Below are 21,697 nucleotides of genomic sequence, written 5' to 3'. Positions count from 1 at the left end.
TCGGGTCGAGGGTCGAGGGTCGACCGCTCAACGATCCGTCCCGTCTGTCGGGTTCCCGCCCGCGGCGGGGTTCCCGCGGGGTGTGGGTCACACCCCGCGGGCACCCCGCCGCCGCGGTCGACGCACCGCGTGCAGCAGGCCGAGCCGCCGGGTGGCGCGGGTCATCGCGACGTAGAGGTCGGCGGGATTGTGCGCCCGGATCCGCTCCGGGTCGACGATCACGACGACGTCGAACTCGAGACCCTTCGCCGACGTCGGGGTGTGCACCTCGGCGGGGAGCCCGGCGAGGCCCTCCCGGTCGGCGGCGATCACCGCCAGCGTCCCGCGGCCCAGCCGCGCCGCCTCCGCCTCGACGGCCTCGCGCGCCTCGGCGGCGAGGCCGGCGGCGGGCACCGTGCGCTGCCACGGCTCCTCGCCGGTCGCCCGTACCGACTCCGGCGGCCGCCGGTCCGGCGCGAAATCGGCCAGTACCGTGCCCGCCAGGGCCATGATCTCCGCGGGCGTGCGGTAGTTGACGGTGAGCGTCCGGTAGGTCCACCGGGACCCGAGGTGCGGGCCGAGCACGTCCGCCCACGCCTGGGCTCCGGCGGGGGCGCTGCGCTGCGCGAGATCGCCGACCGCGGTGATCGAGCGGGAGGGGCAGCGCCGCAGCAGGACGTGCCAGTCCATGGCCGAGAGCTCCTGCGCCTCGTCGACGACGAGGTGCCCGTACCGCCAGTCCCGGTCCGCGGCCGCCCGTTCGGCGACGCTCGCGAGGTGCTCGGGCACCTGCCGGGCCGCGAGCACGTCCGCGGTCACGAAGTCGGTGGGGCGCAGCTCGTCGGGATCCTCCCCGGCGATCTCGCGGTCGGCCGCCTCCAGAATGCTCAGCACCTCGCCGGCGTACCGGCCGTCCGGATCGCCCGCTGCGGCGGGCGGCCCGGCCGGGGGCGGCCCGAGCAGCTCGGCCAGCTCGTCGAGCAGGGGCGCGTCCGCCACCGTCCAGTCCGCCCCCTCGGATCGGTGGAGCCCGTCGACCCCGTCGATCCCCTCGCCCGCCGAGGCCAGCCGCTCCCGCGACGCGTACAGCCCGGCGAGGGTCTGCTCGGGGGTGAGCGCCGGCCAGAGCCGCTCGACCGCGGCGTGGAAGTCGGGGTTCGCCCGCAGGTCCTCCCGCAGCTCGGCGCGCATCCCGGCCGCCACCTCCGCCGCGCCCGCGGGCTCGATCTCCGGGATGTCGAGGCCCCGGAGGAGCTCGACGAGCTCGGGCGGGTCCGCCAGGTCCTGGTTCAGCCGTTCGAGGCCCTGATCGACGAGCAGCCCGCCGAGCGCGTCCCGGAACGTCGTCCGCGCGGTGTTGTGCGGCAGCCCGGTGGCCCGGGCGCGCCGCCCGGCCTCGGCCGCCGTGGCCCGGTCGATCCGCACGGTGACGTCCTCGAGCTCGATCGGGATCGGCGACCCCGGCAGCTCCTGCCGGTCGGCGACGGCGCGGCGCAGGACCTCCAGCATCGCCAGCCCGCCCTTCGTGCGGGCCACCTCGTCCGGGTCGACGGCGGTCGCGACGACGCCGTGCGCCAGCCGGCCGGGCGTGGTGAAGACCACCGCCGACTCGCCCAGCGCGGGGAGCACGCCCCCGACGTACCGGATGAACCCGGCGCTGGGGCCGACGACCAGCACGCCGCTGCGGGCCAGCTTCTCGCGGTGGGTGTAGAGCAGGTAGGCGACGCGGTGCAGCGCGACCGCGGTCTTCCCCGTCCCCGGGCCGCCCTCGATCACGACGGCGCCGGGGAGCGGCAGCCGGATGATCGCGTCCTGCTCGGCCTGGATCGTGGTCACGATGTCGCGCATCGCCGAGCCGCGCGGCGCCCGGAGCGCGGCGAGCAAGGCGGGATCGGACGCGGAACCGGAATCGACCTCCCGGTCCAGCACGTCGTCGTGGAAGGCGACCACCCGCTCGTCGGGCGCCCGCCCGGCGATCTCGAAATGGCGCCGCCGGGTCACGCCCAACGGGGTGGCCAGGGTGGCGCAGTAGAACGGCCGGGCGGCCGGGGCCCGCCAGTCGAGCAGTGCGCTCTCTCCGTCCCCGGGGTCGGTGAGCCCGATCCGGCCGATGTAGGTCGTCGCCTCGTCGGTGTGGTCGAGCCGGCCGAAGCACAGACCCGAGCGGGCGGCCCGCAGCGCGCCCACCCGCTCCGACCAGCGGTGCACCGAGACGTCGCGCTCCCAGCGGGCGCTGAGCTCCCCGCCCGTCGGCACGGCCAGCATGCCGCGCGCCTGCGCCGTGGCAGCCGCGAGCTCCGTGGCGAGCAACGCGTGCAACCGGCGGATCCGCGCGGTCTCGGCCTCGAGCTCCGGCTCGACAGAAGGACTTTCCACGCACTCCCCAGCCGTGTTAGGATTCATTTGCGGAGTTCTGATTTCCCCATCGGATCGCACTCGTCAGAATAGCGTTTGCGCATTTCCGTGCGCAATTGCTCGGTGCGCAACCGTTCTGGGGTGGGTCCGCACGGGAGCCGCGTGTCGTCAGGCCCGAGGCGTGCGCTGCGCCGGCACCACCGGCACCGGGAGCAGCGGGAGCATCGCCTCGACCAGGGTGCCCGGCAGCCCCCGGCGGACCGTGCAGGCCCCGCCGACGGCCGCGGCCCAGCCCCGCATGGCGTGCACGCCCGGGCCGGCGGTGAAGCCCGCCGGGACGCCGGGGCCGCCGTCCGTCACCGTCACGTCGAGGAAGCTCCCGCGCGCCCGGACCCGGACGCGGGCCGCGGCACCCGGGGCATGGCGGGCTGCGTTGCTCAGTGCCTCGACCGCGATGCGGTACGCGGCGCCCTCGACGGCCGGGTCCATCACGGGCAGCGGCCACACCTCGACGGCGGCGTCGCCGAGCCCGCGCGCGGCGGCCGTGAGCGCCGGAACCAGGCCGCCGGGAACGTGCGCGACGGCGAGCTCACGGGAGGCGCGCACTGCGGCCTCGGCCACCGACACCGCCCGGACGGCCCGCGCCAGCTGCCCGGCCAGCGCGTCGAGCAGCAGCGCGTCCCGGCGCCGCCCCGGCGGCAGCACGAGCGCGCCGACGGTCTCGACGCCGTAGGCCAGCGGCACGCGCTCCACGTGCTCCGGCCATCCCCCGACGCCCGCCACGATCCGGCCGTCGACCTCCAGGGCGGCGAAGGGCACGCCCAGCGTCTCGGCCACGGTGCCGACCAGGGACCCGAGCCACGTGGCCGCGCGGCCGCGGGCGCCGCCCTGGGTGATCTCCCGGACCGTGCTGATGAGGCCGTTCATCGCCGCGCTCCCGTCCGTGCCGCTCCACCCGGGACATCGCCACGAAGATCGTCGGCATTACGCCGGAGGTGACACGAGTCGGCCGTCCACCCGGTCGAGTGAGCTGCCCCGTCCGACAGCAAGCCCGCCCTTACCGCCGCAGGCCCAGCGCCCGTGCCGCCAGCTGGGCGAGGTGCACCGGCTCGCGGGTGCCCGCCTGGCGCAGCTGCGTGCGGCAGGAGAACCCGTCAGCCAGCACCTCGACGTCCGGCGCCGCCCCGCGGACCGCCGGCAGCAGCACGCGCTCCGCCGCCGCCATCGAGACCTCGTAATGGCCCTTCTCGAAGCCGAAGTTGCCGGCCAGGCCGCAGCAGCCCGAGTCGAGCACCTCGGCGTCGATCCCGAGCGCGGCCATCACCGCGCGGTCGGCCTCCGAGCCCAGGTCCGCGTACTGGTGGCAGTGCAGCTGGACCAGGGCGCGCGCCCCCGGACCCGACACGGCCGCGCGCAGCTCCTCCACGTGCCCGGCCAGCAGCTCCGCGAACGTGCGGACCCCGCCCGCCATCGCCTCGGCCAGCGGCTCCTCGGGCAGCAGCTCCGCGCCGTCGGCCCGCAGGGCGGCGGTGCAGGAGGGCTCCAGCCCGACGACGGGCACCCCCTCCGTCAGCCACGGCTCGATCGTCCGCAGCGACCGCCGCAGCACCCGCCGCGCCGCGCCGACCTGCCCGGTCGAGGTCCAGGTCAGCCCGCAGCACACCGTGCGCGGGGGCAGCTCCACGGCGTACCCGAGGAACTCCAGGACCGCCACGGCGTCGTCGGCGATGCCCGGGTCGAAGTGCTCGGTGAAGGTGTCCGGCCACAGCAGCAGCCGCCCGCGCGGGGCCTCCCGCGCCGGGCCCTCGACGAGCGCGCGCGACCGGGCGGAGGTGCTGAAGGTCTCGCGCGCGATCGCCGGGATCTCCCGCTCCGGCGCGATCCCGCCGGCCCGCTTGGCCAGCCCGGCCAGGAACGGGATCCGGGCCAGCGCGTTGAGCCCGTCGACCGCCCCGGCCGGGAGCTTGCCGACGAGCCGCAGCCACCGCGGCAGCGCCCCCATCGAGTAGTGCGAGGCCGGGCGCAGCTTGTTGCGGTAGCGGTTGGCGAGGAACTCGGTCTTGTACGCGGCCATGTCCACGCCGACCGGGCAGTCGGTCTTGCAGCCCTTGCAGGACAGGCAGAGGTCGAGGGCGTCGGCCACGTCGTCGTCCTGCCAGCCGCCCGTGATCACCTCGCCGTTGGCCATCTCGAACAGCAGCCGCGCGCGGCCGCGGGTGGAGTGCTTCTCGTCGCCGGTGGCCCGGTAGCTCGGGCACATCACGCCGCCGTGCGCGGTCACGCACTTGCCCACGCCGAGACAGCGCCGGGTCGCCCGGGTGAAGGAACCGCGGTCGTGGGTGAAGGCGAGCTGCGGCGCGTCCGGCATGGTCGGCATCCCGACGAAGATCCTCAGGTCCTCGTCCATCCGCGCGGACCGCACGATGCAGCCCGGGTTCATCCGGTCGTCCGGGTCGAAGATCCCCTTGAACTCCTCGAACGCCGCGACGACGTCCCGCGGGTACATCCGCGGCAGCAGCTCGGAGCGGGCACGCCCGTCGCCGTGCTCCCCGGACAGCGAGCCCCCGTGCGCGACGACCGCGTCCGCCGCGTCCTCCATGAACGCCCGGAAGTTCGCGATCCCCGGCTCGGTGAGCAGGTCGAAGTCGATGCGGACGTGCAGGCAGCCGTCGCCGAAGTGGCCGTAGTAGACGCCCTTGCGGCCGTGCCGCTCCAGCACCCGGTCGAACTGGCGCAGGTAGGACCCGAACTTCTCCGGCGGGACGGCCGCGTCCTCCCAGCCCGGCCAGGCCTCGCCGCCGTCCGGGCTGCGGGTGAGGATCCCGGCGCCGTCCTCGCGGATGCGCCACAGCGCCTTCATCCGCTTCGGGTCGGACTCGACGACGGCCTCGGTCAGCCCGTACGGCCCCATCGCCTTCGCGACGGCGCGGGCCTTGTCCTCGGCCTCCTGCCGGGTCTCCCCGCCGGTCTCGACGTAGAGCCAGCCGCCGCCGGGCGGCAGCGCCTTCCAGCCCGTCTCGACGGGGTTCTGGGCCCGCAGGGCGGCGATCAGCCCGGCGTCCATGCCCTCGATCGTCAGCGGCGAGTGCTCGCGGACGACCATGACGTTGTCCGCCGCCACGTAGGCGTCGGGGAACCCGAGGACGGCCAGGGCGCGCGCGGGCGGCGACCCGACCAGCGTCATGGTCGCGGCGACCGTGGTGGCGAGCGTGCCCTCCGCCCCGACCAGGGCCTTGGCCAGGTCGAACCCGTTCTCCGGGAGCAGCTGGTCGAGGTTGTAGCCGGAGACGCGGCGGGTGAGGTCGGGGAAGGACCCGCGCACGCGGTCCCCCACCCGGTCGGCCAGCGCGCGCAGCTTCGCCGGGATCTCGCCCTGCGGCGCGGCGGTGTCGAGCCGCTCGCCCCGGTAGGTGAGCACCTCCAGGCCCAGGGTGTTGTCGACCGTCTTGCCCCAGGCCACCGAGTGCGAGCCGCAGGCGTTGTTGCCGATCATCCCGCCGATCGTGCAGCGGTTGTGCGTCGACGGGTCCGGGCCGAAGGTCAGCCCGTACGGGGCCGCCGCGTCCCGGAGCTGGTCGCAGACCACCCCGGGCTGCACGCGGGCGGTGCGCGCCTCCGGGTCGATCTCCAGGACCTTGTTCATGTGCCGGGTGAAGTCCAGCACCACCGCCGTGTTGACGGCCTGGCCGGCGATCGAGGTGCCCGCGCCGCGGGGCAGCACGGCGACCTGGTGCTCGCGGCAGACGGCCAGCGCCGCCGCGACGTCGGCCTCGTCGCGCGGGGAGACGACGCCGATCGGGACCTTGCGGTAGTTCGAGGCGTCGGCCGACCACATCGCGCGGTGCGCGGGGTCGAACCGGACCTCGCCGCCGACGACCCGGCGGAGGTCGGCGGCGAGGGCCGCGGCGGCGTCGGTCCCGGCGTCGGTCAGGGTCCCCGCGGCGGTCGTGGCGGGAGGGGTCGGGACGTGCGCGGTCACGGTCTCAGTCTGACCCGCCGGACGGGGTGGGGCTCGGAGCGGGGGCGTCCCCGCCCTTCCCGGCGGGGTCCGCGGGCGTCGGCGACGGGCTCGCGTGCCCGTGCCCGTGGCCGTGCCCGTGGCCGTGCCCGTGGCCGTGCCCGTGGCCGTGCCCGGCGACGCCCTGGCCGGGCATCGGCGCGGTGCCGGAGAGCTGGATGTCGCCCGCCCGCAGCGGCGCGTCGTGGTACTTGCCCTCGTGTGCCAGGATCGGCCGCTGGTCACCGGCGATCTCGGGGTACTTCTCCTCGAGCTTCTGCCGCGCGTCCCAGGTCCGGCGCATCCTGTCGATGTACTCGGAGTTGCCGTCGTAGACACCGCGCCAGGTCTGCGGCATCTCGTCCTTGCTCAGGCCGGGGCTCGCCTGGCCGCCGAGCGAGAAGCCGGCCGGGACCTTGCGGGTCTCGCCGCCGCACACCGGGCAGCCCGGCGTGGAGGTGTCGGACATGGACGCCAGGTGCTCGAAGCGCACGCCGCACTCGCACCGGAAGACGTAGATCGGCACTCGGAGGATCCTTCGGACTCGGGGTGGCGAACGGCACTTCCGCTCACGAGGTGTGAGCGGAAGTGCCGCTCGCTCAACGGGGGTGGCGCGAGGTCACCAGTTCTCGACGGACTTCGTGAGGATGTCGGCGATGTCGTCCTCGGTCGGGGTCCGCGGGCACGTCGCGAGCAGGCGCTGCTGCTTCATCGTGCCCGGCACCAGGTCCGGGACGTCCGCCTCGGTGTAGCCGACCGCGCCGATCCCGTTCGGGATGCCGATGTCCTGCATCAGCCGCACCAGGACGGACGGCAGCTGCTCCTTCGGGTCGTCGACCTTGTCGGCCCGCGGGTCCATCAGCTCGGCGGCCCGCAGGTGCCGCTCCGGCGCGCTGTCGAACGAGAACCGGAAGGCCTCGGGCGCGGTGAGCGACACCGACTGCCCGTGCGGGACCATCGGCTCGTCCGGCGGGTAGCCCTCGGGCACGTAGTCCTTGACCATGCCGGCGATCGGGTAGGCGTTGGCGTGCGGGATGTGCACGCCCGAGTTGCCGAAGCCCATGCCGGCGAAGGTCGCCGCCATCATCATGTTCGACCGCGCCTCGAGGTCCTCGGCGCCGTCGTGCACGGCCTTGCGGAAGGACTTCGCGATCAGGTTCATCGCCTTCTCGCACCACAGGTCCGACACGGGGTTCGAGCCGCAGTAGGTGACCCGCTCCTCCGGCTTCTTGCGGTCGAAGGTCGTGTAGTACCGCGCGGTGTAGCTCTCCAGCGCGTGGCAGACGATGTCCATCCCGGACGCCGCCGTGACCTGCGGCGGGAGCGACATCGTGAGCAGCGGGTCGATGACGGCCAGGGTCGGGCGCAGGCGCCAGTGGCTGATCCCGGTCTTGACCTTCATCGACAGGATGTCCAGCACGCACATGGCGGTGGACTCCGAGCCGGTGCCCGCCGTCGTCGGGACGGCGATCAGCGGCTTGAGCTGGCCCGGCGGCACCTTGGCGTTGCCGATCGGCTTGTTGATGTAGTCCATCAGCTCACCGGGGTGGCTGGTGAGCAGGTTGATCGCCTTGGCGGTGTCGATGGCCGACCCGCCGCCGACGGCCACGAACCCGTCCCACGGCCCCTGCGCCCGGGCGTACTCGGTGGCCTTGTTCATCGAGTCGTCCGTCGGCTCGACGTGCACGCCGTCGAACACCTCGGACTCGATGTCGTAGCGCTTGAGGTTGTCGGCCAGCCGCTGCGGCGCGCCGAGGGCGTTGACCCCCGGGTCCGTGACGATCAGCACACGCCGGACGCCGTACTGGCTCAGCTCGAAGCCGACCTCGTCGAGCGCCCCGGCGCCGAACTTCAGGGGCGGAGCACCCCAGGTGAAGATCGTCTCCTCGGTCAGTTCGGGAGTGGTCACGTGTACGAGCCCTCCGGTGCCTTGCGGAGCTCGTGGATCTGCTGGGCGTCGTGCCCGAAGACCATCGTCGCGTTGGTCTTCCCCTGGATCCCGCGGAGCTTCTCGACGGACTGGAACCACTGCTCGAGGTTGTTGACGATCGCCGCCGGCGCCGCGGGCGGGCCGTAGCTCTCGCCCATGTAGACGGCGTCGGAGGTGAAGATCATCGTGCCCGAGTCGGGCAGGTCGACCTGCATCGACATGCAGCCGACGGTGTGGCCCGGCGCCTGGATGAGCTTCACGCCAGGCAGGATCTCGGTGTCGCCGGAGACGGTCTCCCAGTTCAGGCCCTCGTAGTCGGCCTTGAGGTGGGCGCCGTTGAAGTCGCCCTCGAAGTTCAGGGCGAACTCCTTCTCCTTCTCCGAGCAGATCAGCTTCGCGTCGGTGTTCTTGAACATCTGCGCGTTGCCGGCGTGGTCGAAGTGCAGGTGCGACAGGACGACGTAGTCGATCTCGTCCAGCCCGACGCCCATCTTGTTGAGCTGGGCGTCGAGGTACTCGTCGTCGGCGACCTTGTCGTAGGGGAAGAACTCCTGCAGCCCGGTGGGCTTCCACCGGGTCTCCCAGTCACTGGGACAGCTGGTGTCCCACAGCAGCTTGCCCTCGTCCGTCTCGACGAGCACACAGTGGGTGGGCACCTCGACCCAGTTGATCGTGTTGTCCTTCTCGCCGCGGGGCATGATGCTCACCCCGGGCTTGAGCAGCAGGAACGTGAGGTCGGCGTGCATCGCCCCGCACGGGATGATGCTCAGCTTGTTCGCAGTGGCCATCGTGGTCCCTTCGGCACTGGAGGGTCGCGCGCGTCACACGCACGATTCCCCCGGAACCGTGGCATGTGGCATGCCACTCGTCAACGGATGGCGATGTCTCGATCGGTCAGTCCCGGTCCGGGCCGGGCTCGGTCCAGTCGAGGTCGATGTCCACCGCGGCCAGTCCGGGCCCGAGGTCCGCCCCGGCCTCCTGCGCGATGAGCAGCTCCGCGGTGTGCCGGACGTGCTCGCGCATCGCCTTCGCCGCGCCCTCGGCGTCGCCCGCCTCGATCAGGTCGAGGATCGCGCGGTGCTCGGCCACGATGTCGTCGAGGCTGCGGGACTCGCGGGCCGTCGACACGCCGCGGCGCAGCACCATGTCGCGGAGCCCGTCGACGAACGCGGCCAGCCGGGCGTTGCCGGCCGCCTCGAGCAGCACCCGGTGGAAACGCCGGTCGTGCTCGAACATCGTGAACTCGTCGTCGGCCTTCGCGGCCTTCTCCATGTGCGCGAACATCCGGCGCAGCTCGCGCCGCTGGGTCCCGTCGAGCCGGGTCACCGCACGCCGCACCGCCGGGGGCTCCAGCAGCAGCCGCAGCGCGAAGACCTCCTCGAGGTCGTGCAGCGAGGTGAGCAGGATCCGGACGCCGCGGTTGCGCTCGAAGCGCACCATGCCCTGCTGCGCGAGCTTGATCAGCGCCTCGCGGACGGGGGTTCGGGACACCCCGAGCTGCGTGGCGAGGTTCTGCACCGAGTGCAGGCTGCCGGGCGCGAGCTCGCCGGTGATCACCGCGGCGCGGAGCGAGGAGAGGACCTGCGCGTTGACGCTCGCGGTCTCGGGGAGCTGCTTCATCCGGTGCCACCCTGCACCGGGGCGAGAGTGGCATGCGACACGTCACCGGTCAATCGGGCCCGCGGGACCGGCCGCGCCCGGAGACCGCACCGAAGGCCGATCTTTCCGGGGTGTCCGCACGGGGCCGTCGGCGCGCGCTTGATAACGTCCTCCCTCGCAGGTCCAGCAGCGAGGCCCGCGGTTCCCGGTAGACCGAGACCCGCTGGACAGGTGGACATGCCCGACGACCTCGATCCGTCGCGCCCGGACGAGGCCTCTCGAGAGTCCGCGCTGCTCGAACGCGTCGAGCAGCTCGAGACCGCACTGCGCAGCCGCCCCACCATCGAACAGGCCAAGGGCATGATCATGATGGTGCACCGCTGCGACGACGAGCAGGCCTTCCGGGTGCTGATCGCCGTCTCCCAGAGCTCGAACCGCAAGCTGCGCGAGGTCGCCGCCGAGATCGTCGCGGCGCTGCCGGCGGACGATCCGCTCCCGCCGGACATCGCGGCCGCCCTCGACAACGAGGTGCGGAGGCTGCGGGCGGCCGGGCGCGCACTAGATTCCTGACCCGTGACCAGCACGGCATCCGACCCCGTGTCCGAGACCTTCGACCCCGCGGCCTGGGCCGCGGTGCCGGGGTTCTCGTTCACCGACATCACCTACCACCGGGCGGTGGACTGCGGGGTGGTGCGGATCGCGTTCGACCGGCCCGAGGTCCGCAACGCCTTCCGCCCGCACACCGTGGACGAGCTCTTCACCGCGCTCGAGCACGCGCGGACCACCGCCGACGTCGGGTGCGTGCTGCTCACCGGCAACGGGCCGTCCCCGAAGGACGGCGGCTGGGCCTTCTGCTCCGGCGGCGACCAGCGGATCCGGGGGCGCACCGGCTACCAGTACGCCACCGGTGAGACCGCGGACACGGTCGACGCCGGGCGCGCCGGCCGGCTGCACATCCTCGAGTGCCAGCGGCTGATCCGGTTCATGCCCAAGCCGGTCATCGCCGTGGTCAACGGGTGGGCGGCCGGCGGGGGTCACAGCCTGCACGCCGTCGCCGACCTCACCCTGGCCTCGGCCGAGCACGCCCGGTTCAAGCAGACCGACGCGGACGTCGGCTCCTTCGACGGCGGCTACGGCAGCGCCTACCTCGCCCGGCAGGTCGGCCAGAAGTTCGCCCGCGAGATCTTCCTCCTCGGCCGCACCTACACCGCCGAGGAGATGCACCACATGGGCGCGGTCAACGCCGTCGTCCCGCACGCCGAGCTGGAGGCCACCGCCCTGCAGTGGGGCCGGGAGATCCTCGGCAAGTCCCCGCAGGCCCAGCGCATGCTCAAGTACGCCTTCAACCTCGCCGACGACGGCCTGGTCGGCCAGCAGCTCTTCGCCGGCGAGGCGACGCGGCTGGCCTACATGACCGACGAGGCCGTCGAGGGGCGGGACGCCTTCCTGCAGAAGCGCGACCCGGACTGGTCCCCCTACCCCTGGCACTACTAGGGGGCGTGGTGGGTGTGCTCCGGCACCACCCAGCGCGCACGGACCCGGTGGGTGGACAGGTGGGATCCTGGGGATCATGCGGCCGTTGCACGCGCTCCCCCTCGACGGAACCCCCGAGACGCTCGACGCGCTCGTCCGCGCCCTCGACGCCGCGCTCGACGGCACGGGCCCGGCCGTCGTGCCGGGCGCGTCCACGGCACCGGCCGCGGAGGTGCCCGAGGAGGTCGCGGTCGTCATCACCACCTCCGGGTCCACGGGCACGCCCAAGCACGTGATGCTCAGCGCGGCGGCGCTCACCGCCTCGGCCCGGGCCACCGAGGCGCGGCTCGGCGGGTCGGCCCGCTGGGTGCTCGCGCTGCCCGCCGAGCACGTCGCCGGGGTGCAGGTGGTGCTGCGCGCCCTGCTCGCCGGCGCCCCGCCCGTCGTCCAGGACCTGCGCGAGGGCTTTCGGCCCGCCGGGTTCGCCCGCGCCACCGGCCGGCTGCCGCACGGCGCCCGCCGCTACACCAGCCTCGTGCCCACCCAGCTCGGCCGGATCCTCGACGAGGGCGGCGCCGGGATGTACGCCCTCTCGGGCTACGACGCCGTGCTGGTCGGCGGGGCGGCGCTCGCCCCGGCCCTGCGCGCGCGGGCCGAGGAGGCCGGCATCCGCGTCGTCGCGACCTACGGGATGAGCGAGACGTGCGGAGGGTGCGTCTACGACGGCGTGCCGCTCGACGGCGTGCGGGTCGGCCTCGGCGAGGACGGGCGGCTCGCGCTCGGCGGGCCGATGCTCGCGGAGGGGTACCTCGGCGACCCGGGGCTGACAGAGGCCTCCTTCGTCGACGGCATGTTCCTGACCGGCGACCTCGGCCGGTGGGACGGCGACCGGCTCACGGTCCTCGGCCGCGCCGACGACGTGATCGTCACCGGCGGGGAGAAGGTCGCGCCCGCCGCCGTGGAGCGGGTCCTCGCGGCCCAGCCGGGCGTCGGCGCGGTGTGCGTGGTGGGGGTGCCGGACCCCGAATGGGGGCAGGCCGTGGTGGCCGCCGTGGTCCCGACCGGCGCCGGACCGGACGTCGAGGCGCTCCGCACGGCCGTCCGCGAGGCGGAGGGGCGCGCCGCCGTCCCCCGACGGGTCCGGCTGCTGCCGGAGCTCCCGCTGCGCGGCGTGGGCAAACCGGACCGGACGGCCGTCGCCGCGCTGCTCTCCTGAACCCGTTCGAGGGAGAGTCCGCCCGAAGTGGTGACACATGGTGACACCCCATGGTGGTGCTCACTCTGCGTTGCTTGACGACTACCGCATCATCCGATTGCCTGCTTTCCCACACGGCACTTCTTCACCTGCCGTCACAGGAACCACACGGGTACGGGGAGCACGGATGCGGATGAGGTGGCGCGCGGGCCTGGTCGTGGCCGCGGCGACGGCGCTCGCGGCCGGCGGGGTGGCGCCGGCGGGCGCGACCGGGGGCGGCTCGCCCACGACCTGGTCGGCGGACCTGGGGTCGGGGGAGGCCGCGGGGGTGACCGCCGGCGGCGACGGGGTGCGGCTCGACCCGGCGACGGCCTTCACCGCTCCCCCCGAGCAGGGCGGGGCGACCGAGGCGGCCGTGCCCGCCGGTGCGGTGCCGACCGGGCTGCTCACGCTCGCGCCGCAGGAGCTGGAGCGGCCGACCTCGCGGGTCGACTCGGTGGTCGACGGCGACCTGCCGCCCGGGACCACGGCGTCGGTCGACGTCCGCGGGCGCACCCCGGCCGGCCGCTGGACCGAGTGGATTCCCGCGACGGCCTCGGGCGCGGACTCCGGGAGCGTCACGCTGCCGGGCCTGACGTCGGAGGTGCAGGGACGGCTGGTGCTGACCGGCACGCCGGAGGGCGCCGCGCCGACCGTCCGCGGGGTGACGCTCACGGCCGCGCCCACGCCGGCGACCGAGGGGGAGCCGGCCCTGACCGAGGGCGCGCCCTTCGGCGCCAGCGTCTTCGCCACCCGCGAGGGCCTGGTCGGCGGCACGACATCCAACGGGCACGTGATCACCGAGCGGGACCACTTCGTCGCGCTGCCCTCGCGCCGCGCCCTGTCGCCGCGCGACACCAGCGACTACTCGGTGCGGGTGTGCGCGCCCAACGGGCGGTGCGCGTTCGCCCCGGTGTGGGACGTCGGGCCGTGGAACACCCGGGACGACTACTGGAACCCGTCCGCGCAGCGCCAGGAGTGGAAGGACCTGCCGCAGGGCGTGCCGCAGGCGCAGGCGGCCTTCCGCGACGGCTACAACGGCGGCAACGACCAGTTCGGCCGCAAGCTCGTCAACCCGGCGGGCATCGACCTCGCCGACGGGGTGTTCTGGGACGCGCTCGGGCTCAAGGACAACTCGCAGGTCCAGGTCGACTACCTGTGGACGGGGTCGGTGCGGCTGTCGAAGGTCGAGTCCGACTCCGAGGACGGGACCGCGGAGGTGCGCGCGGCGCCGTCCGAGGACGCCGAGGTGGTCGGGGTGGCCGCGGACACCGCCGACGTGCCGGTGCAGTGCACGACGGGCACCGGGGCGGACGCGTGGCTGCGGATCGGTGACGGGCAGTTCCTCAGCGCCGCCGTGCTGCCGGGCGTGGTGGACGTGCCGGCGTGCGAGGACGGGGAGGCCGCGGGGTCGGGTTCGTCGGGCGCTGGTCCGGCGGGCGCTGATCCGGCGGGCGCTGGTCCGGCGGGGGCGGACCCGGCGGGTGCGGACGCGGCGGCCCAGGATGCGGCGAGCGCCGAGGTGGGAGGTTCGGCCGCGGTCAGGGCGGGCGCCTCGACCGTCGACGGCGACCCCCGCGCCGTGCCCACGGCCCCCTCGGCCACCGCCCCGGCCGGGGCCGCTCCCGCCGGATCGGCGGTCCCGTCCACCGCGGCGGCGCCCACCTCGGGCGCCGCTCCCGCCGGCGGGGCGGCGGCCACCTCCTCGGCCGTTCCCGTCACCGCGCCGGCCGCCGGCTCCACCCCCGCTCCGGAGGCACCCGCCCCGACCTCCACCCCCGGCGGCTAGATTCGACCCGTGGCCACGCTGGCGCAGTGGGTCGAGGGAGCTCGGCCGCGGACCCTCCCGACCGCCGTCTCCCCCGTCCTGGTGGGCACCGGGGCCGCGATCGGCTCCGGCACCGTCGAGATCGGCCGCGCGGTCCTCGCGCTGCTCGTCGCGGTCGCCCTCGTGATCGGCGTGAACTTCGCCAACGACTACTCGGACGGGATCCGCGGCACGGACGACGAGCGCGTCGGCCCGCTGCGCCTCGTCGGCTCGAGGCTCGCGACCCCGGTCGCGGTGCGCACCGCCGCGCTCGTCTGTTTCGCCGTCGCCGCGCTGGCCGGGCTGACCCTCGTCTCGCTGAGCCGGACCTGGTGGCTGATCGCGGTCGGAGCGGTGTGCATCGCGGGCGCCTGGTTCTACACCGGCGGGAAGCGGCCCTACGGCTACGCGGGACTGGGCGAGGTCGCCGTCTTCGTGTTCTTCGGGCTGGTCGGCGTGCTCGGCACCGTCGTGACCCAGAGCGGACCGCCCGGGGCGCTCGCGATCGTGGGCGCGGTCGGGGTCGGGCTGCTGTCCTGCGCCGTGCTGGTCGCCAACAACCTGCGTGACATCGCCGGCGACGAGGTCGTGGGCAAGCGGACCCTCGCCGTCGCCCTCGGCGACCGCGACACCCGCCGGCTCTACGCCGGGCTGGTGCTGCTGCCCTTCCTGCTCACCGTCGGGATGGCGGTCCGCAGCTGGCCGGCGCTGCTCGCGCTGCTCGCCCTGCCGCTCGCGATCGGCCCGGTCCGCCGGGTCACGACCGGCGCCGAGGGCCGCAAGCTCATCCGTGTGCTGCGCGACACCGGCCTGCTGCTGCTGGCCTGGTCAGCGGGGACCGGGATCGGCCTCGCCCTCGGCCTAGTGTTCTGAGGGAGCGGCGCCCGGCTCCCCGGCCCCGGTCCGGTCGGCCCGGTCGGCCCCCGTGGCCCGGTCGGCTCCGTCGACCCGGTCGGCTCCGTCGGACGAGGTGGCCCCGTCGTCGCCGCGCAGGCGCGCCCGCAGCGCCTCCCGCTGGACGCCCCGGCGCCGGCGGGACTCGGCGAGCGCGAGGTCCAGCCGGGCGCGCAGCCCGCGGAACAGGACCAGCGACAGGGGCAGCGCCACCACCAGCGCGATGAGGACCGCCAGCAGCAGCGGGACACCCGCCAGGGCCAGCAGGGCGGCGATGAGCGCGACCAGCCCGAGGCGCGCGACCGTGTAGAGGCCGAGGGTGACGGCGAGGCCGGGGGCCTTCCCCGAGCCGGGCGCGGTCGGGGGCTGCGGGTCGGTGTCGAGGTCGCCGTCGGTTCCTGGGCGTGTCGCCATGCCCTCGAGGGTACGACCGGCGCGCACCGGACCGTCCGCCGCTCGGCCCGCGCCCGACGAGCCTCACCTTCGCGGCCCGGCCACCCGCGAGCGGGACCTACTTCGCGGCCCGGCCACCCGCGAGCGGCTTCGGTTTCGCGGCTGCGTTCCCACTCGGGCAGGCTTGACCGTTCGCCGCTCCGACCCCGCCGACCGACCGCGCCGGGGGCCGCCACACGCCGTCGTCACGCCCGCGGTGGCACCGTGGCAGCCGGCGGAGGGGTCCGGAACCGCAGCTCAGGCGCTCCACATCCCCCGCTCAGGCCCCTCTCAGGTGGCCCCCGCGGAGCTGACCGGCTTGAGGCCCTGTGCCCGTTTTGCCCTTTAAGAGCCCTTTACCTCCGCCCAACCGTTCGAGTACCCGGGGTCCCCGGTGTCACGATGGCCCGGTAATCGACGATGCGGAGGCTTCGGATGTCTGCTCCGACCCAGAACTCGAACGAGCGGCTGCTCACCCCCGGTGAGGTGGCCGCCCTGTTCCGTGTCGATCCCAAGACCGTGACCCGTTGGGCCTCGGCCGGCCGGATCGGCTCGATCCGGACCCCAGGTGGCCACCGCCGCTTCCGGGAGTCCGAGGTGCGCGGGATGCTCGCGGACCTCACCAGCGAGGCCACGATCGGCGCCCAGCGCCACTGACGCCCCAGGGCCACTGACGCCCCGGCGCCACTGACGCGACCCTGCCGCCGGCGACCGCCGGTGGCCTCGGTCCGCGGATCCGGGCCGGCCTCCCGCCCACCCGGATCCGCGCCCGACGGAGACGACGTCCCCTCCCCCGTCGAGCGGACTTCACCCGGACACCGCCCACCGCGCCGGTACCCTCGGTACCGGAGGTGGTTGGCGATGCTGTACCTCGTCGCGTTCGCCGTCGCGGCCGTCATCGCGCTGCTGCTGTGGCGGGCGATGAGTGGCGACCGCGCGGACGTCCCGCGGGGCACCGGCACGGCACGACCCGCGGCGCCGCCGCGGCAGACCCGGCCCACGGGGCCGGACGACGATCCCGACTTCCTGCGCAGTCTCGACGAGACGATGCGCCGCGGGGACGACCCGCCGCCGGCGAAGGACTGACCCGGCCGCGCCGGCAGGGCCGGGGCCGGCGGACCGGTCCCCGGCTCAGCTCGGGAAGCCGTCGGCCACCGAGGCCGCGAGCTCCAGCAGCGCCATCCGCGTCGGCGGCGACAGGCGCTCCAGGTCGACCTCCGCCCCCTCCTCGAGGTGCGGGTCGAACGGGATCTGCACCACCGCGCGGCAGCGGCCCGCGAAGTGCTGCGCCACCCGCTCCAGGTCCACCGCACCCGCCTGCCGGTGCACGTTGTTGATCACGGCGACGGCGTTGCGCACCAGGTTCCCGTGGTCGTGCGCCTCCAGCCAGTCCATCGTCGCCGAGGCGCTGCGGGCGCCGTCGATCGAGCCCGACGACACGATGATCAGCTGGTCGGCCACGCCCAGCACGCCGTACATCGCCGAGTGCATCAGCCCGGTCCCGCAGTCGGTGAGCACGATGTTGTAGAAGTGCTCGAGCAGCGTCACCGTGCGCCGGTAGTCGTCCTCGCTGAACGCCTCGGAGACGGCCGGGTCCTGCTCGCTGGCCAGCACCTCCAGCCGCGAGGGCCCCTGCGACGTGTAGGCCCGCACGTCCGTGTAGCGGCGGATGCGCTGGACGTCCCGCAGCAGGTGCCGCACGGTCGCGCTGGTCTCCAGCGGGATCTTCTGGCTCAGGGTGCCGCGGTCCGGGTTGGCGTCGACCGCGACGACCCGGTCGCCGCGCAGCGAGGCGAACGTCGCGCCGAGCGTGGCGGTGATCGTCGTCTTGCCGACGCCGCCCTTGAGGCTGAGCGTCGCGATCTTGTGGCAGCCGAGCAGGGGCTGGTTGACCCGGGTGGTCAGCTCGCGCTCGCGGATGTCCTGCGGGCTCTCGCCCGGATTGATCAGCCGACCGGTCAGCAGGTAGAGGAAGCGCCGCCAGCCGGTGCGCGGTGGGCGCCGCTTCCCGGGCTTGAGCAGCCGGGCGGTGGACAGGTCGGCGAGGTCCGCGTCGGAGTCGGCGCGCGCCTGCTGCGCCTCCTGCGCCGCGACGGCGCCCGGGTCGGTCCAGCGCCCGACGTCCCGGATCGGCCGGTTCGGGCCGGTGGGCGGGCCGAGCGGCATCCCGCGCGGGGGCGTGCGGCCCTCCTGCGGGACGACGCGGCGCTCGCCCGGCCGCTGCCCGCCCGTGCGCCACTGCGAAGGAGCGGGCGGTGGGCTCGCCTGCGCGGTCCCGCGGTCGCGCCGCTCGGTCCCGCCGTCACGCGGCTCGGCTGCGCGGTCCCGCGGCTCGGCCCGCCGGGCGCGCGGCTCGCCGGGCTCGGCCCGGTCGCCCGGGTCGGCGCCACGGTCCCGGGGCCCGGCCCCGCGGTCGCGCCACCCGGTCGGGACGGTCCCGTTCGGTGGCGTCGCCCGCCGTGCACTGCCGTTGGCGGCGGTCCCGGCCGGAGCGGCTCCGTTCGGGGCCGACCCGGTGGAGCGGCCGTGCGGCCCGGCTCCGTCCGGCCCGGTTCCGTGCGGCCCCGTGCCGTGCAGTCCGGTGCCGTGCAGCCCGGTGCCGTGCGGAGCGCCGTCGTCAGGAACGGCATCGTGTGGGGTGCTCGACCCGGGAGCCGTGCCGTTGGTGGGGACGCCGTTCGGCGCGGTGCCGGCGGGCGCGCCGTTCGGCGCCGGGGAGTGCGGGGGGCCGTCGTGCGCCGCGGGGCGCTGCTCCGGGGGGGTGCGCTGGGCGGGCGGCTCCGCGCGTCGCACCTCGGGCTCGACGTCCTCCTCGGGGTGCCGCCGGGGCTCGGCGTGCCGGCCCTCCGGGTCCGGCGCCGGGTACGGCTCGACCTCGTCCAGCTCGCCCTCGAGTTCGAGCAGGTCCGAGCCCCAGCCGGCGTCGTCGGGCACCACGCCCCACGTCTCGTCCCGCCGGGCGCCCAGCCCGGGGTGCTGTGCGTGCGCCCCGCCCTGCGTGCGCTCCTGCGTCCTCTCCGCCTGCGTCCCGTCCTGGTCCTCGTGCCGCCCGTCGGGCGCCTGCCGCTGGGAGCGCCGGGCGTTCTGCGCCCACCGCTCCCGGACGTAGCGGCCCACGGAACCGTCGGGGTACTCGTCGGACCCGGTGTGACTCACGGTTGCCGACGGTAGTCGCGCGAACCGCGTCGGTCGAGGTGATGCGGTGCGGCTCGCCCGGTAGGGCGGGCGGGGCCGCACACGGAACCCTGGATCAGCCCAGACCCGCGTACGAGTGCAGGCCCGCCACCACCATGTTGATGAAGAACAGGTTGAAGATGATCGCGGCCAGGCCGAGGATGTTGATCCACGCCGCGCCGACGTGCCGCCAGCCCGCCGTGGCCCGGGCGTGCAGGTAGGCCGCGTAGATCACCCAGGCGACGAACGCGACCGTCTCCTTCGGGTCCCAGCCCCAGAACCGGCCCCACGCGGCCTCGGCCCAGATCGCCCCGGCGATCACCGCGAAGGTGTACATCGGGAACGCGACGACGGTGACCCGGTACGCGAGCCGGTCCAGCACGTCGGCCTCGGGCAGCTTCGCCGTGAAGCCGGCCGGCTTCCCGGAGCGCTTCATCAGGTAGAGGATGCTCGCCACGCCCGGCACGAAGAACAGCCCCGAGGCCAGGGTGACCGTGGTGACGTGCACGGCCAGCCAGTACGAGCGCAGGGCCGGGACGACGGGCGCGGCCTGCGCGTAGAGCACGGTGCCGGCCAGGAACATCAGGATCAGCACCGGGGCCAGCAGGAACACCCCGAGCTTGCGCAGCCCGCGGGTGCGCTTCGCGGTCCGCTGCAGCACGACCAGCCAGGCCACCATCGCCGCGAGGCAGACCGCGGAGGTGAACTCGTACATGTTGCCGAGCGGCCAGCGCGTGGTGGCGAGCCCGCGCAGCACGATCGAGCCCAGGTGCAGCAGGACCGCCAGGACCGTGAGCGAGACGCCCATGCGGCCGAACCGGTCCGCGCGCGACCGGGAGGGCCTGGAGGCCTTCGCCGGGGGCGGCGGCGGGACGTCCGCGTTCTCCTCGCTGACCACGCCGAGATCTGCGCTGCCGGTGCCGCGGGCGCCCACGGCGGCGGGCTCGTGGGCGGCCTCGACGGCGGCCTCACGCACCCGGGTCCGGCTCGAGACGTACTCGACGGCGTAGAACGCCATCGCGAGCACGTAGACCGTGAGCGCTCCCTTGAACAGCAGGTCGCTGTACTCGGAGAGCAGCGGATCGACGGGCATCAGTCTCCACCGTCCTGTCTCTGCGACGCCGGTGCCGGCGGCGCTGTCGTCCCTGTCGTCCCTGTCGTCGCTGTCGTCGCTGTCGTCGCTGCCGCCGGGCCCAGCAGTTCCGCCCGCAGGCGGTCGAACTCCTCGCCGTACCCCGCCCGGTCCGTCCGGGCCAGGCCGCCCAGCTCGACCCGGCTGCGCGGGCGCCCGTCGGCGTCCTCGCCCGCCGGCACCACCCGCACCCAGAACCGCCGCCGCTTGACCGACAGCGACAGGCCCAGTCCGAGCAGGACCAGGATGGCGAACACGAGCACCGTCACCTGGCCCGGGTCGTGGCTGACCTGCAGCGCCACCCACTGGGTGACGTCGTCGAACCGGACCCTGGTGCCGTCGTCGAGCGTGATCTCCTGGCCCGGGACCAGGTTCTCCCGCGCGACCCGCACCAGCTCGCCGGAGTCCACCTTCGCCTGGTCGACCGAGAAGATCGACTGACCGCGGCCGTCGTCGAGGCCGAGGTCGCCGCGCAGGACGTCGATCGCCGCCTCGGGGGCGAGCAGGTCCGGGAAGGTCGAGGTGACGACCTGGCCGCCCGAGCTCGTCGGCGCGAACAGGCCGGTGATCGCGATCGAGCTCTTCTGGCGGGTGGCGTCGTCCGCGATGCCGGGGCGCTCGAACTTCGTCGCCCCCTGGGACAGGTAGGTCGTGGCGTCCACCGGCTGCCACTGGATCTCGCCGGTGCGCTGCTGCCCGTCCGGCCAGGTCACCGTGAAGCGCGGGGCGTAGCCGTGGTTGAGCAGGTAGACGCGCTCGCCGTCGAGGCGCAGCGGGTGGTTCACCGAGAGCGTGTCCGGGCGCCAGGTCGCGGTGTCGCCGGACCGGACGTCGTCGGCGGTCTGGTAGCCGAGCTGCGCGGTGTACTGCTCGGGCTGGCCGTTGGGCAGGTACTCGGCGGTGAAGGAGCCGACCTCGAGGCAGAACGGGTCCAGCTCGGTGCCGTCGACGCGCAGGCCGGGGCGGAAGGAGTCGTAGCCGAGGATCGAGGTGTTGCAGAACTGGCCGCCGTTCGCCAGCACGATGACCTGACCCTCGTAGCCGAAGAGCTTGCCGACGGCGATCCCCACCAGCAGCCCGACCAGGCTGACGTGGAACACGAGGTTGCCGGTCTCGCGCAGGAAGCCGCGCTCGGCCGAGACGCTGCGGCCGCCGGCCTCCTCCCGCTCGGCCCGCCGCCAGCCCTTCAGCAGCCCGCGGACCCGCGCCAGCACCTCGTCGGAGGCGCCGTCGACGACGCCCTCGGCGTGGTGCGGCATCCGGGCCAGGTTCCGCGGGGTCGCCACGGGCTTCTGCCGCATCGCACGCAGGTACTCGAGCGACCGCGGGGTGAGGCAGCCGACGAGCGAGATCATCAGCAGCAGGTAGATCGCCGCGAACCAGGGGGTCGCGAAGATCTCGAAGGCGCCGATCTTGTCGAGCAGCGGCGCGAGGCGCGGGTAGTCGGCGAAGTACTGGTCGACCAGCTGCTGGTTGAGGGAGCGCTGCGGCAGGAGCGCGCCCGGCAGCGAGGCCAGGGCCAGCAGGAACAGCAGCACCAGGGCGGTGCGCATGCTGGTGAGCCCGCGCCAGGCGTTGCGCAGCACGGCGAGGACGGCGCGCCCGCCGCCCGGGCGGCGCGGCGGTTGCGCCGGGGCCTCGGGCGGCGCGGGGGGCGCGGTGGGCGGGCTGCTCATCGGCGGTCGCTCATG

17 protein-coding genes and 1 pseudogene are annotated in these 21,697 nt (G+C 74.7%); 7 read left to right on the top strand and 11 right to left on the bottom strand.

All coding sequences use genetic code 11. The annotated features are described in order from the left end of the window. Positions 1-87 precede the first annotated feature (87 nt). The 7 genes from ACFQH9_RS30210 to ACFQH9_RS30180 all read right to left on the bottom strand — a co-directional run bounded on the left by ACFQH9_RS30210 (position 88) and on the right by ACFQH9_RS30180 (position 9,881). A complete protein-coding gene (locus ACFQH9_RS30210) occupies positions 88-2,355 on the bottom strand; it encodes a UvrD-helicase domain-containing protein (protein ID WP_379571524.1) in 2,268 nt (755 codons plus the stop codon). Between the two features lie 147 nt (positions 2,356-2,502). After that, positions 2,503-3,261, bottom strand: coding sequence for an ATP-binding protein (locus tag ACFQH9_RS30205; RefSeq protein WP_379571522.1), 759 nt, complete (start codon positions 3,259-3,261; stop codon positions 2,503-2,505). A gap of 130 nt (positions 3,262-3,391) precedes the next feature. Then, entirely contained in the window at positions 3,392-6,313 is a 2,922-nt protein-coding gene (locus tag ACFQH9_RS30200; RefSeq protein ID WP_379571520.1) for an FAD-binding and (Fe-S)-binding domain-containing protein, read from the bottom strand. 4 nt (positions 6,314-6,317) lie between these two features. After that, positions 6,318-6,857, bottom strand: a complete 540-nt coding sequence (locus ACFQH9_RS30195; RefSeq protein WP_379571518.1) for an FmdB family zinc ribbon protein — start codon at positions 6,855-6,857, stop codon at positions 6,318-6,320. 93 nt (positions 6,858-6,950) lie between these two features. After that, complete coding sequence (locus tag ACFQH9_RS30190; protein ID WP_379571516.1) at positions 6,951-8,240, bottom strand: hydroxyacid-oxoacid transhydrogenase; 1,290 nt, start codon at positions 8,238-8,240, stop codon at positions 6,951-6,953. Next, positions 8,237-9,049 carry an N-acyl homoserine lactonase family protein gene (locus ACFQH9_RS30185; protein ID WP_379571514.1) on the bottom strand — a complete coding sequence of 271 codons (813 nt, stop codon included), beginning with the start codon at positions 9,047-9,049 and terminating at the stop codon, positions 8,237-8,239. Before ACFQH9_RS30185 ends, ACFQH9_RS30190 begins: the two co-directional genes overlap by 4 nt. Positions 9,050-9,155: 106 nt before the next feature. Beyond that, entirely contained in the window at positions 9,156-9,881 is a 726-nt protein-coding gene (locus tag ACFQH9_RS30180) for a GntR family transcriptional regulator (protein ID WP_379571512.1), read from the bottom strand. 216 nt (positions 9,882-10,097) lie between these two features. Between ACFQH9_RS30180 and ACFQH9_RS30175 the strand changes: the two genes are divergently transcribed. From ACFQH9_RS30175 to ACFQH9_RS30155, 5 genes are all read left to right on the top strand, one after another. Continuing rightward, positions 10,098-10,430 carry an ANTAR domain-containing protein gene (locus ACFQH9_RS30175; RefSeq protein WP_379571510.1) on the top strand — a complete coding sequence of 111 codons (333 nt, stop codon included), beginning with the start codon at positions 10,098-10,100 and terminating at the stop codon, positions 10,428-10,430. Positions 10,431-10,433: 3 nt separating this feature from the next. After that, the gene (locus ACFQH9_RS30170) at positions 10,434-11,354 is read left to right on the top strand and encodes a 1,4-dihydroxy-2-naphthoyl-CoA synthase (RefSeq protein ID WP_379571508.1); all 921 of its coding nucleotides are present in this window, start codon (positions 10,434-10,436) and stop codon (positions 11,352-11,354) included. Positions 11,355-11,430: 76 nt separating this feature from the next. Further along, positions 11,431-12,549 (top strand): o-succinylbenzoate--CoA ligase, encoded by a 1,119-nt coding sequence (gene menE, locus ACFQH9_RS30165; protein WP_379571506.1) that lies wholly within the window; start codon positions 11,431-11,433, stop codon positions 12,547-12,549. Between the two features lie 166 nt (positions 12,550-12,715). After that, positions 12,716-14,356: a hypothetical protein gene (locus ACFQH9_RS30160; RefSeq protein ID WP_379571504.1), complete on the top strand. Its 1,641-nt coding sequence runs from the start codon at positions 12,716-12,718 to the stop codon at positions 14,354-14,356. A gap of 9 nt (positions 14,357-14,365) precedes the next feature. After that, positions 14,366-15,247, top strand: a complete 882-nt coding sequence (locus ACFQH9_RS30155) for a 1,4-dihydroxy-2-naphthoate polyprenyltransferase (RefSeq protein WP_379571502.1) — start codon at positions 14,366-14,368, stop codon at positions 15,245-15,247. On the opposite strand, the gene ACFQH9_RS30150 is transcribed toward ACFQH9_RS30155, so the two are convergent. After that, entirely contained in the window at positions 15,236-15,682 is a 447-nt protein-coding gene (locus tag ACFQH9_RS30150) for a DUF4229 domain-containing protein (RefSeq protein ID WP_379571500.1), read from the bottom strand. The two genes, ACFQH9_RS30155 and ACFQH9_RS30150, sit on opposite strands and share 12 nt — an antisense overlap. A gap of 453 nt (positions 15,683-16,135) precedes the next feature. Here ACFQH9_RS30150 and ACFQH9_RS30145 point away from each other — a divergent pair, with 453 nt between their 5' ends. Then, on the top strand, positions 16,136-16,357 hold the full coding sequence (locus ACFQH9_RS30145) for a BldC family transcriptional regulator (RefSeq protein WP_037053018.1): 222 nt from the start codon (positions 16,136-16,138) through the stop codon (positions 16,355-16,357). A gap of 204 nt (positions 16,358-16,561) precedes the next feature. Continuing rightward, positions 16,562-16,786: a hypothetical protein gene (locus ACFQH9_RS30140; protein WP_379571498.1), complete on the top strand. Its 225-nt coding sequence runs from the start codon at positions 16,562-16,564 to the stop codon at positions 16,784-16,786. A gap of 45 nt (positions 16,787-16,831) precedes the next feature. Here the strand turns inward: ACFQH9_RS30140 and ACFQH9_RS32225 are convergent. The 3 genes and pseudogenes from ACFQH9_RS32225 to resB form a co-directional block, all read right to left on the bottom strand. Next, positions 16,832-17,740 (bottom strand): annotated as a pseudogene (locus ACFQH9_RS32225) (MinD/ParA family ATP-binding protein); the annotation flags it as partial. A gap of 1,210 nt (positions 17,741-18,950) precedes the next feature. Continuing rightward, positions 18,951-19,967, bottom strand: a complete 1,017-nt coding sequence (gene ccsB / locus ACFQH9_RS30130; RefSeq protein ID WP_379571494.1) for a c-type cytochrome biogenesis protein CcsB — start codon at positions 19,965-19,967, stop codon at positions 18,951-18,953. Then, on the bottom strand, positions 19,967-21,682 hold the full coding sequence (resB, locus tag ACFQH9_RS30125) for a cytochrome c biogenesis protein ResB (RefSeq protein ID WP_379571492.1): 1,716 nt from the start codon (positions 21,680-21,682) through the stop codon (positions 19,967-19,969). The genes ccsB and resB overlap by 1 nt, the downstream gene beginning before the upstream one ends. Positions 21,683-21,697: the final 15 nt, after the last annotated feature.

This window comes from Pseudonocardia lutea, assembly GCF_042658055.1.
GTDB classification, from domain to species: domain Bacteria; phylum Actinomycetota; class Actinomycetes; order Mycobacteriales; family Pseudonocardiaceae; genus Pseudonocardia; species Pseudonocardia lutea.
Note: the sequence above shows the minus strand (reverse complement) of the source record. Positions and strands in the feature narration are given on the sequence as shown.